This is a genomic window from Amycolatopsis sp. WAC 04197 (genome assembly GCF_003947475.1).
Lineage (GTDB): Bacteria > Actinomycetota > Actinomycetes > Mycobacteriales > Pseudonocardiaceae > Amycolatopsis > Amycolatopsis japonica.
Map to the genome: position 1 here is coordinate 208,801 of NZ_QHJK01000011.1, position 11,681 is coordinate 220,481.

11 protein-coding genes are annotated in these 11,681 nt (G+C 69.1%); 9 read left to right on the forward strand and 2 right to left on the reverse strand.

Annotated features, from left to right (window positions below):
- Positions 1-19 precede the first annotated feature (19 nt).
- Positions 20-664, reverse strand: coding sequence for an alpha/beta fold hydrolase (locus tag DMC64_RS35540; protein ID WP_125737061.1), 645 nt, complete (start codon positions 662-664; stop codon positions 20-22).
- The gene (locus tag DMC64_RS35545; RefSeq protein WP_125737062.1) at positions 664-1,671 is read right to left on the reverse strand and encodes a hydroxyacid dehydrogenase; all 1,008 of its coding nucleotides are present in this window, start codon (positions 1,669-1,671) and stop codon (positions 664-666) included. The genes DMC64_RS35540 and DMC64_RS35545 overlap by 1 nt, the downstream gene beginning before the upstream one ends.
- Positions 1,672-1,853: 182 nt before the next feature.
- On the opposite strand from DMC64_RS35545, the gene DMC64_RS35550 reads away from it, so the two are divergent.
- The 9 genes from DMC64_RS35550 (at position 1,854) to DMC64_RS35590 (ending at position 11,619) form a co-directional block, all read left to right on the forward strand.
- Positions 1,854-3,182, forward strand: coding sequence for a sugar ABC transporter substrate-binding protein (locus tag DMC64_RS35550; RefSeq protein WP_125737063.1), 1,329 nt, complete (start codon positions 1,854-1,856; stop codon positions 3,180-3,182).
- Positions 3,179-4,135: a carbohydrate ABC transporter permease gene (locus tag DMC64_RS35555; RefSeq protein WP_125737064.1), complete on the forward strand. Its 957-nt coding sequence runs from the start codon at positions 3,179-3,181 to the stop codon at positions 4,133-4,135. The genes DMC64_RS35550 and DMC64_RS35555 overlap by 4 nt, the downstream gene beginning before the upstream one ends.
- The gene (locus DMC64_RS35560) at positions 4,132-4,998 is read left to right on the forward strand and encodes a carbohydrate ABC transporter permease (RefSeq protein WP_037336802.1); all 867 of its coding nucleotides are present in this window, start codon (positions 4,132-4,134) and stop codon (positions 4,996-4,998) included. The genes DMC64_RS35555 and DMC64_RS35560 overlap by 4 nt, the downstream gene beginning before the upstream one ends.
- Before the next feature lie 28 nt (positions 4,999-5,026).
- Positions 5,027-6,328, forward strand: coding sequence for an alpha-L-fucosidase (locus tag DMC64_RS35565; RefSeq protein ID WP_125737065.1), 1,302 nt, complete (start codon positions 5,027-5,029; stop codon positions 6,326-6,328).
- 13 nt (positions 6,329-6,341) lie between these two features.
- Positions 6,342-7,784, forward strand: coding sequence for a polysaccharide lyase 6 family protein (locus tag DMC64_RS35570; protein ID WP_125737066.1), 1,443 nt, complete (start codon positions 6,342-6,344; stop codon positions 7,782-7,784).
- A 91-nt stretch (positions 7,785-7,875) separates the two neighbouring features.
- Positions 7,876-8,913: a LacI family DNA-binding transcriptional regulator gene (locus DMC64_RS35575; protein WP_037336796.1), complete on the forward strand. Its 1,038-nt coding sequence runs from the start codon at positions 7,876-7,878 to the stop codon at positions 8,911-8,913.
- Positions 8,910-9,671, forward strand: a complete 762-nt coding sequence (locus tag DMC64_RS35580) for a sugar phosphate isomerase/epimerase (RefSeq protein ID WP_199755196.1) — start codon at positions 8,910-8,912, stop codon at positions 9,669-9,671. The genes DMC64_RS35575 and DMC64_RS35580 overlap by 4 nt, the downstream gene beginning before the upstream one ends.
- Entirely contained in the window at positions 9,668-10,300 is a 633-nt protein-coding gene (locus DMC64_RS35585; protein WP_125737067.1) for a GDSL-type esterase/lipase family protein, read from the forward strand. The genes DMC64_RS35580 and DMC64_RS35585 overlap by 4 nt, the downstream gene beginning before the upstream one ends.
- Positions 10,301-10,317: 17 nt before the next feature.
- Positions 10,318-11,619 carry a protein kinase gene (locus DMC64_RS35590; protein ID WP_125737068.1) on the forward strand — a complete coding sequence of 434 codons (1,302 nt, stop codon included), beginning with the start codon at positions 10,318-10,320 and terminating at the stop codon, positions 11,617-11,619.
- Positions 11,620-11,681: the final 62 nt, after the last annotated feature.

Sequence of the window (11,681 nt, forward strand, 5' to 3'; positions counted from 1 at the left end):
GTTATACAAAACGGGACCGCTAGCCCAGGCCGAGGAACTCCCCCGCCACCGCCGCGAACTCCTCCGGCCTGCTGCCGTGCACCCGATGCCCCGCGTCCTCGATGATCGCCAGGCGGCAGTCCGGGATCAGCCCGCACATCCGTTCCAGCGGCTCACGGCCGACGTGGCTGGACGGTCCACCGCTGATCAGCAGAGTCGGCGCCGTGATCGCGCCGAGCCGCTCCCACCACGCGGGGTCGGGCGTGCGGAGTTCGGCCATGATCGGATCGATCAGCCGCCAGTCGAACGACAACGGCTCGGACGGCTCCTGTGCGGGCGCCAACGGCTCCAGAGCCTCGAGCGGAGGCGGCGGGGTGTCCTCGACGACCAGCCGCCGCACTCGCCTGGGCAGCCTCTGGGCGAGCAGCACGGCGACCCGGCCGCCCATCGAATGGCCGACCAGGTCAGCTTCGTCCCCGAGGAGCTCGGCGACGCCGTCGGCCATCGCGTCGAGCGAGTAGTTCTCGACGTGGGCGCTGTCGCCGTGCCCCGGCAGGTCGACAGCCAGGACACGACGAGCCAGGCGGCCGGCGAAATCGTCCCAAGTGCCCGCTTTGCTGCCCAGGGCGTGCAGCAGGACGACGGGCACCCCACCGGACGGGCCGGTCTCCCGGAAGGCGAGCATCAGGCCCGCAGGTGCGCCCGGTCCGGCGCGACGGCATGCCGCAGCGGCTCCCCGAGGACGAACCGCCGCAGCTCACCGGCCACGAGTTCGCCCATCCGGGCACGCTCGGCGCCCAGCGCGCCGGCCAGATGCGGGGTGAGCACCACGTTCGGCAACGTGTACAGCGGCGAGTCCGGCTCCGGCGGTTCGGGCCAGGTGACGTCGAGGATCGCCGTGAGATCGGGACGCTCGGCAAGCACCGGGACGACCGACGGCTCGTCGACGACGGCGCCGCGGGCGGTGTTGATCAGGGTCGCGCCGATACCCATCCTGGCCACCAGCTCACCGTCGACCAGCCCTTCGGTCTCCGGGAGCAGCGGCGCGTGCAGGCTCACCACGGGACACGTGGCGAACAGTTCCTCCAGGCCCACCAGCCGCACGCCGAGGCCTTCGGCGGTCGCCGGGTCGACGACGGGGTCGCTGGCGAGCACTTCCACGTCGAAACCGCGCAAATGCGACGCGACGAGAGCACCGATCTCGCCGAGGCCGAGCAGGCCGACGCGGGACCGGTAGGCGCCCGCGACCCGCGGATCCGGCGGATAGGCGCGCCGCTCCCGGATCTCGCGGGAGATGCGGTGCACCTGCTTGAGTCCTAAGAGGACCTGGGCCAGCGTGAACTCGGCGACCGGGACGGCGTTCGCGGCCGCGGCGGACACGATCGGCAGCTCGCGCGCCCAGAACTCGGGCGTGGTCAGCGGCCGGACCGAGCCGGCGGCGACGAGCACGGCCCGCAGGTCCCGCGCGTGTCCCAAAAGGACGGAGTCCAGGACCGGGGCGCCCCAGCCGGACAGCAGGATCTCGACGCCTTCCAGCGCCGACGGGTCCTCCGCCAGCCGCTCTCTGGTGAGCGGCTCACGCAGGTCCACCAGCGTTTCGATCTCCTTCAGCACGGCCTCGGGGTATACGTCGCCGCGGCGGCGTTCCTCCATCACGAGAAGTGCCGCCGGCCGGTGTTGCTGCTCGGTCATCCCTACCTCCGGCGGCGACCATACATCGGATGCCTGAGCCGGTCCACGCACGGCGAGTCCCGCGCAGAGGCAAACACGGGCGATTGAAATTCGTAATGATCGGACCATTGACCGGAGACCGGGAAAGCGCTTACCGTCCCCTCCGAGGTAGACAGCGTGGTCCACAGTGAACAGGAGAAGCGATGCGGAAATCGCGGTGGATCGGCGTGGGACTCACTGTCTCAGCGCTGGTCCTTTCGGGCTGCTCGGCAGGCCCCGCCGGAACGAACGTCGCGCAGGACACCAAGGCGCCGTTGGAACTGTGGACCCGGACGACCCCCGGCGGCCCCGGTGAACAGGCCACCAAGCGGCTCGCCGAGGCCTTCGAGAAGGCCACGGGATTCAAGGTGCAGGTCACCGCGATCTTCGACGACTTCGAGACGAAGCTCGCCCAGCGCGCCGCGCAGCGCGACCTGCCGGACATCGTGATGAACGACGTCACCCAGGTCGGCACGCTCAAGAGCCAGGGTCTCGTGCGTGAGATCGAACAGGGCAAGATCAAGCACGCGTCGGAGCTCACCGAGCAGGCGCTGAAGTCCAACCAGACCCCAGACGGCAAGCTGTACGGCCTCCCCTACAGCGCGCAGGCTTCGGCGCTGCTGATCCGCAAGGACTGGCGCGAGAAGCTCGGCAAGGGCGTCCCGCAGAGCTGGGCCGAGCTGGCGGACCTCGCCAAGGCCTTCACCACCGGCGACCCCGACGGCAACGGGAAGAACGACACCGCGGGCCTGAACGCGACGCTGTCGACCAAGCGGGGTTACGCCTCCTGGTACTTCTCGAACTTCCTGTGGGCCGCGGGCGGCGACTTCATCACCGAAACCGGTGGTGGCAAGTACAAGCCGGCGATGAGCACGCCCGAATCCGTGGCCGCGGTGCAGTGGTTCCGCGACCTCGGCTGCAAGGACAACGTGATCCAGCCCGGTTCGGTCACCATGCCGACCCCGGCGACCAACGAGACCTTCGAAGCGGGCAAGGCCGGGATGTACGTCGTCGGCCCGTACCTGTTGCCGCGCTTCGACAAGTCGCTCGGGAAGGACAAGTACGAGGTCGTCCCGATGCCGAAGGGCGCCAAGAACGCCGACGTCCTCGCCGAGGGTCTGTCGATCTTCATGATGGCCGGTTCGCCGAACCAGGCCGGCCAGGACGCGTTCGGTGACTTCGCCATCTCGGCCGACGGCCAGAAGATCGGCATGGAAGGCGAATCGGCCTTCATCGTGCAGCTCCCGGTGAACAAGAACGTCGACATCACCCAGGTCCGCTCCGACCCGCGGTGGAAGACCTACGCCGAGATCTACGCGAAGTCCGGCCACTACGCGCCGTCCATCCCGAACTGGACGCCGGTCCGCCAGGACACCGCCGACACGATCAGCGCGCTCGTCGCCGACTGCAAGCTCGATCTCAAGGCGGAACTGTCCAAACTCGACACCAAGCTCACCGCGACCTTGCAGCAACAGGGGATCAGCGCCTCATGACCGTAGATCACGCCAAGCCGGCGGCCGTCGGCGCGGACCGTCCCGCCGTGAAGCGGGCGCCCGCGCCGAAGGCCCGCAGGCGCAGCGACCGCGACGGGAAGTGGTGGACGCCGTGGCTGTTCCTGGCGCCCGCCCTCATCCTGTTCGTGTACTTCAAGTTCATCCCGATGATCACCGCGGTGACGATGTCCTTCCAGGACGTCCAGCCGTACCTGGGCAACCAGTGGGTCGGCGGGCAGAACTACAGCACCGTCCTCGGTGACGAGGCGTTCCACTCCGCGATCTGGCACACCGTCGTGATCGCGGTCGGGCAGACCGCGGGGTCGATGATCATCGGCCTCGCGCTCGCCCTGCTGATGGAGGGCCAGAGCAAACGGCTGAAGTTCCTGCGGTCGGCGGCCTTCCTCCCGGTGGTCGTGCCGATCGCGGTGGTCGCCGAGCTCTGGCGGATCATGTACCACCCGACCGAGGACGGGATGCTGAACTCCATCCTCGGTCTGGTCGGCCTGGGCCCGTCGGGATTCATCAACGATCCCGATTCGTCGATGATCTCGGTGATCATCACCGGGATCTGGCGCGGCGCCCCGTACGACATGATGATCTTCCTCGCCGGTTTGGCGGGTATCGACCGCGGCCTCTACGAAGCGGCCACTGTGGACGGTGCCTCGCGCTGGCGCAAGATCGTCCACGTGACGCTGCCGGGCCTGCGGTCGGTGTTCTCGATCCTGTTCGTCCTCGCGGCGATCCGCGGCCTGCGGGTGTTCACCGAGGTGTTCCTGCTGACCAACGGCGGGCCGAACGGCTCGACCGAGGTGGCGATGACCCTGATCTACAAACTCGGCCTGGAACAGAACCGGCTGGGCGTCGGTGCGGCGGGCGCGGTCCTGCTGTTCCTCGCGACGCTCGTGCTCACCCTGTTCGTCCAGGTGCTCCGACGGAGGCGAGACGCATGACCGCGGCCAACGATTCGGCGCTCGGCCTCGACGCCGTCAAATCGCCGGGCGGACGGATCCTGAAGTTCGTCCTGTACGCCCTGCTGCTCCTGGTGTTCGCCGGGCCGCTGCTGGCGCTGCTGGTCAGCGCGTTCAACGACGTCTCCGACCCGACGGCGCTGAGTGTCATCCCGTCGAGCCCCACGCTGGAGAACTTCGGCATCGCGTTCGACCAGGGCGTCGGGATGTACCTGCTCAACTCGTTCCTGGTGGTCGGCTTCGGCCTCCTGCTGCAGGTCGTCATCTCGGTGCTGGCCGGTTACGCGTTGGCGCGCAAGAAGTTCCGGTTCATGACCTTCGTGCTGGTCGCGATCCTGGCGACGCTGATGCTGCCGGAGGAGATCCTCGCGATCCCGCTCTCGCTGATCCTGTCGGATCTGCCCGTGGTGCACCTCAATCTGATCGGCAGCCTCGCCGGCATGATCGTGCCGCTGGGCGCGTGGGCGTTCTCCATCCTGGTGATGACCGAGTTCATGAAGGACGTCCCCCGCGAACTCGAAGAGGCCGCGCGGATCGACGGGGCCGGTGATCTGCGGATCTTCGCGCAGATCATCCTTCCGATGTGCAAGCCCGCGCTCGGCGTGATCGGCGTCTTCGGCTTCACCATGATCTGGGACCAGTACCTGCTGCCGTTGCTGGTGTCGACCGACGCTTCGACCTACACCCTTCCGCTGGCTCTGCGGACACTGCGGATCGACCCGACCGTCACCCCCGGCGTGATCATGGCGGCATCGCTGCTGGCGCTGCTCCCGTCGGTCGCCGCGTTCCTGTTCTTCCAGCGTTCGTTCGTCCGCGGCCTCGCCTCGGGCGCGCTCAAGGGCTGACCCACCATCTGCAAGGAGCGATCCTGAAGTGAGTTCCACCGCCTGGTTCACCCACGACCGGTTCGGGATGTTCGTCCACTGGGGACTGTATTCGCTGGCCGCCCGGCACGAATGGGTGCAGAACCACGAGAAGCTGACCGACGAGCAGTACCGGGTCTACTTCGACCACTTCGAGCCGGACAAGTACGACCCGCGGTCCTGGGCGCGGGCCGCGAAGGCCGCGGGCATGACCTACGTCGTGCTGACCACCAAGCACCACGACGGTTTCTGCCTGTGGGACAGCGACCTCACCGACTTCAAGGTGACGAACACGCCGTACGGCAAGGATCTGCTCGGCCCGTTCGTCGACGCGTGCCGCGAGGAAGGCCTGAAGGTCGGCTTCTACCACTCGCTGATCGACTGGCACCACCCGGCTTTCCCCGTCGACGGCACCCATCCCCGCCGTGACGACGCGGAGTACATCGCGGCGCACCAGTACGCCGACATCGCCGAGTACCAGCTCTATCTCCACGGTCAGGTACGCGAACTGCTCACCCGCTTCGGCACGATCGACTACCTGTTCTTCGACTTCTCCTACAAGGGCCGCAAGGAATGGTGGGGCGGCAAGGGACCGGACGACTGGGACTCCCCCGGCCTGCTCGCGCTGGTCCGCGAACTGCAGCCCGGCATCCTGGTCAACGACCGCACCGGGATCCCCGGCGACTTCATCACCCCGGAGCAGTACCAGCCGTCCGGGCCGATGACCCGCGACGGTGTCCCCGTGGTGTGGGAGGCGTGCCAGACGCTGAACGGCAGCTGGGGTTACGACCGCGACAACCTCGACTACAAGAGCCCCGAACTGCTCATCCGGATGCTGGTCGACGGCGTGTCCAAGGACGGCAACCTGCTGCTCAACGTCGGGCCGAACGGCCGGGGCGAGATCGACCCCCGCGCGCACGAGGTGCTCGCCGAGATCGGCCGCTGGATGGACCGGCACGAACGCTCCATCCGCGGCTGCGGCCCCTCGGAGTTCACCGCGCCCGCCGACGGCCGCTACACCCAGCGCGGCGACCGGCTGTACCTGCACCTGTTCAGCTGGCCGATGAACCACGTCCACCTGCCCGGGCTCGCCGGGCGGGTGCGTTACGCCCAGTTGCTCGACGACGCCTCGGAAATCCGGCAGGTGCACACGGATCCCGGGCAGACCGCGCAGAACACCCAGATGGGCGGGCAGCCGGAAGGCACGCTCACCCTGAAACTCCCCATCCGGAAACCGGACACCCCGGTCCCGGTGATCGAACTGTTCCTGAACACGGAAAGCCCCGTCGCCGAAACCCTCCCCACCGATTGAGCACGGAGGCATCATGGATCGCAGAAGGTTCCTCAGCGGCGCCACCCTCGGCGCCGCGCTGATCACCGTCCCCTGGGTCACCGCGGGCACGGCGTCGGCCAAACCGAAGGGGCTGTGCGCCCTGAACGTCAGTTCGCTGACCGAACTGCAGAAGGCGATCAACCAGGCGGGCCCCGGTGCCGTCATCACCGTGAACAACGGCACCTACACCGTGCCCACCGGCCAGCCGATCAGCATCAAGGGCAGGCGCGGCACCAAGGACCAGCCGATCACCATCGTCGCCCAGACCGGCGGCGGGGTGACGCTGAACGGCGAGCAGAGCTTCGTCTTCGACGACTCCACCGGCGTCACGATCAGCGGGTTCAACTTCCGGCAGAGCACCACGCTGGAGGTCCCGGCGAACTGTTCGCGGATCCGCCTGACCCGCAACGACTTCCAGCTGGCCGACATCACGGGCCTGGACTGGGTGATGATCCGCGCCGACTACAGCAAGGTCGACCGCAACCACTTCCACCACAAGACGACGCTCGGCGTCATGCTCTGCATCGAGGGCGCGGACGACGACAAGATGGCGGTGGGCGTCCACGTCCTGCGGAACTACTTCTCCGACCACACCTTCGCCGGCGACAACGGCGGCGAGCCGATCCGGCTCGGCCTCAGCCCGCGCGCGCTGAGCACCGCCGGCGCCACGGTGGAGTACAACCTGTTCGAACGCGCGAACGGCGACCCGGAGGCCATCTCGGTCAAGTCGTCGGGCAACTTCATCCGCAACAACACCATCCGGAACAGCCTGGGTGGCATCGTGCTGCGCCACGGGAACAAGACCGTCGTCGAATCCAACTTCATCCTCGGCGGCAAGGAAGGCATCCGGATCTACGGCAACGACCACAAGATCGTCAACAACTACATCGCCGGACTGTCCAGCAACGCGCTGGTCGTCGGCAGTGGCTCCGTCCGGGACCACTTCCCGGGCGAGTCCAAGGAATCGCGGCGCGGCAACGACGCGGCGGACCGCGTGCTCATCGCGCACAACACGCTGCTGAACAACAGCAGCACGCTTTCCGGCGAGACCAAGCGGACGATCGAACCGCGCGACTGCACGATCTCCGACAACCTCTTCGTCGGCGGCAACGGCGACCTGGTCGCGATGAGCACCACGGGCAACTTCACCTGGTCCGGCAACATCCTGTGGGGTTCGGGCGGGGACGGCAACATCCCGGCCGGCACCTTCCGCCGGGTCGACCCGAAGCTCGTGCAGGGCACCGACGGCGTCTCGCGGCTCGCCGCGGGCAGCCCGGCGATCGACGCGGCGACCCTCTCGACCGCGCCGGTCACGCTGGACATCGACGGTCAGGCCCGCGGCAGCCTGCGTGACGTCGGCGCCGACGAGTACTCGACGGCCGCCATCGCCAACCGGCCGCTCACCACCGCGGACGTCGGCCCCGGCGCCCCGTAGCGAGGCGGTCGCCACCAGAGCCGGGCTCACGCCGGCGTCAGCCCACGCCGGCGTGAGCCCCACCGCACCACCGCACGACCGAGGAGGAACCATGGCGCAGCGTGCCGCGGGTTCGGCCACCCTGGCCGACGTCGCCCGCGAGGCCGGAGTGTCGCTCGCGACGGCGTCGAGGGCGCTCAACGGCGGGACCAGACAGGTCAGCGGCACCCTGCGCGAATCGGTGCTGCGGGCCGCGGAACGCCTGCAGTACACGGCGAACGTGCCCGCGCAGGCGATGGCCCGCGGCCGCGGTAACGTCGTCGGACTGCTGGTGCACGACATCGTCGACCCGTACTTCTCCTCGATCGCGTCCGGCGTGATGCGCGTGGCCGCCCGGCACGGGCTGACGGTCACCATCGCGAGCACGGAGAACCATCCGGAGAAGGAACTCGAGTACGTCACGACGCTGCGCGGGCAGCGGGCGCGGGCGGTCATCCTCGCCGGGTCGCGCAACGAAGACAGTGCCCTGCAACGGAATCTGACCAAGGAGCTCAAGGCGTTCGAGGCCGCCGACGGCCAGGTCGTGGTGATCGGGCAGCGGAAGCTCCCCTTCGACACCGTCATGCTGGAGAATCGCGCGGGAGCGGCGGATCTGGCCGAACGACTCGCCCTGCTCGGGCACCGCGACTTCCTCGTCCTCGCCGGTCCGTCCGGCCTGCTGACCTCGCGGGACCGGGTGCTGGGTTTCCGTGACGGCCTCGCCCGGCAGGGCGTCCCCTTGCCCGAGAACCACGTGCTGCGCGCGGAATTCACCCGCGACGGCGGCTACGCGGCGATGGTGCGGGCGATCGAGAACGGCTTCCGCGGCTGCGTGTTCGCGGTCAACGACGTGATGGCCGTCGGCGCGATGGCCGCCTGCCGCGACCGCGGGCTGCAGGTGCCCGCACAGATCGCGATCGCCGGATTCGACGACATTATTACGTTGCGGGACATAAGGCCGTCGCTGTCCACTGTGCGCGTGCCGATCGAGCGTATGGGCGAGCAGGCCCTCGACTTCATCCTCGACCACCGCGCGGACGGTCCCCGCGTCAAGCCGATCACCGGCGAGGTCGTGCTGCGGGAAAGCACTCAACCGTTGGAGGGAAAATGATCCGCCCGGGACTGTGTTCGGTGACGCTGCGACGGCTGGACGCCGACGAGGTCGCCCGTCGCGCCGAGAAGGCGGGGCTCCAGGTGATCGAATGGGGTGCCGACGTCCATGTGCGCCCCGGTGACGACTGGGCGGCCGAGCGCGCGTTCGAGGCCATGGCACGGCACGGGCTGACCTGCGACTCCTACGGTTCCTACTTCCGCGCGACCCCGATGGAGGCCGGGAAGTTCGGCGAGATCGCCGCCACCGCGGTCCGGCTCGGTGCCTCGCGGATCCGGGTGTGGGCCGGGAAAGCGGGCTCCGAGGACGTCGACTCCTACGAGCGCGAGCAGATCGTCGCCGGTCTCCGCGAGGCCGCCGACGTCGCGAACGAGCACGGTCTCGAAGTCGCGCTGGAGTTCCACGGCGGGACACTGACCGACACCGCCGAATCCACCGTGCGGCTGCTCGAAGAGGTGGGCCGCGACAATCTCGGCACCTACTGGCAACCGCCGCAGGATCTGCCGGACGAGCAGGCGCTGGCGGGGCTGGAACTGGTGCTCGACCAGGTCCGCGCGGTGCACGTGTTCTCGTGGTGGCCCAGCAACGAGCGGCATCCGCTGACCTTCCGGACGGAGCTCTGGACACGGGCGTTCGGCCTGCTCGCCAAGGCGGGGCGCCCGCTCGACGCACTGCTGGAATTCGTCCCGGACAACGATCCGGACCTGATCCCCGGCGAGGCCGACTCGCTGCGGAAGCTGATCGAGGCGGGCGCGTGAGGTTCACCGAGGCCGACCGCCTGCTGTTCGCCGGCGACTCCATCACCGATTCCAGTCGCGACCGCACCGATCCGGCGTCGCTCGGCAAGGGCTATGTTCGGCAGATCGCGGACCTCCTCGGCGAGGGGCCGGAAGTACTCAACCGCGGGATCAACGGCAACCGGATCTACGATCTCGAAGCCCGGTGGACCACCGACGTCCTCGCCGCGCGTCCCACGGTGCTGACGGTGAAGATCGGCATCAACGACACCTGGCGGACGTTCGACCGCGGCCTGCCGAGCCCGATCGAGAAGTTCCGCGCCGCCTACTCCCGGCTGCTGGCCGGCGCGCGGCAGCACCTCCCGGCCGAGTTGTACGTGATCACACCGTTCCTGCTGCCGGTGGAGCCGGAACAGCAGGAGTGGGTCGCCGATCTCGCGCCTCGCATCGAAACCGCGATCGACGTGGCGACCGAATTCGGCGCGCGGCTGATCCGCGCGGACCTGTTCATGCCGCGGGCGGCCGCCGAACACGGGGCGGCGACGCTGGCCCCGGACGGCGTCCACCCCAGCCCGCTGGGACATCGTCTGCTCGCCGAAGCCTGGCTCGCGGCGGCCGGGGCGCCGGTCCAGGAGGCACAGCTCCCCTAGCGGATACAGTTGCGTCCGTGAACCGGGATGCCGTCATTGCCGGACGTTACCGGCTGGAACGCGAGGTCGGCCGGGGCTCGATGGGCGTGGTGTGGCGGGCGCGGGACGAGCGGCTCGACCGCACGGTGGCGCTCAAGCAGATGCTGCCGGACTCCTCGCCGGACGGCGCGCCGTTCCGGTCGATCGTGCGCGCGATGCGGGAGGCCAGGGTCGCCGCGCGGCTCAAGCATCCGCACGCCGTCACCGTGTACGACGTCGTCGAACAGGACGGAACCCCCTTCCTGGTCATGGAATATCTGCCGTCGCGGCCGCTGACGGACCTCCTCGCGGACGACGGCCCGCTCCCCGCCGGCCGGGTGGCGGAACTCGGCGCGCGGATCGCCTCGGCGCTGGCCGCCGCGCACGAGGACGGGATCCTGCACCGCGACGTCACGCCCAACAACATCCTGATCACCGGCGACGGGCAGGCGAAGATCGCCGATTTCGGCCTGTCCCACGCCACCGGCGAAGGGACCATGACCGGCGGCGGGCTCGTCGTCGGCACTCCCGCGTTCCTCTCCCCCGAAGTCGCCGACGGTGAAGAGCCCGGCTATCCGTCGGATGTGTTCTCACTCGGCTCGACGCTCTACACCGTGCTGGAGGGCGCGCCGCCGTTCGGCACCGACGCCAACCAGATCGCGCTCCTCAAACGGGTCGCCCGCGGCGAGATCGTCGCCCCGCGTACCACCGGCCCGCTCACGGACGTGCTGCTGCGCATGCTCCGGCGCGATCCCGCGGAGCGGCCGGACATGGCCGAGGCCGAACGGATGCTCACCGCCGTCGCCGACGGCCGTCCGGCGATCCTCGCAGGCACCAAACGGCTTCCCGCGCCCACCCGCCGGTCACGTTTGCCGCTCGCCGTCGCGGGCGGTGTCGTGGTGGCGGGTGGTGTCCTGGCGGGGATCCTGCTGTTCGACGGCGACGCACCCGACGCCGTCGCCCCAGTGGCGGCGCCGTCTCCGCCGGCCGCGAAACCGGTGTGCGAAGCGCGTTACGAGATCGCCAACCGCTGGCCCGGCGGTTCGGAGATCCGCGTGTCGGTGCGCAACGCCCAGGACACCCGGCTCACCGGCTGGGAGGTCAGCTGGACCCTGCCGCCCGGCACGCGCATCGCCAATCTGTGGAACGGTTCCCTGGCACAGGACGGCGACCGCGTGCGAGTGTCCGAAGTGGACTGGAACGCGGTACTGCCCGCCGGCGGGACGACCACGTTCGGCTTCATCGCGACCACCGAGGACGACGGCGGGGAGGCGCCGGTCGCGGTGTGCCGGAGTTCCTGAGCATGCGTTTAGTCCTCTGAATGCGGTAGTTGCCCGTGCAAGGACCGCATTCAGAGGACTAA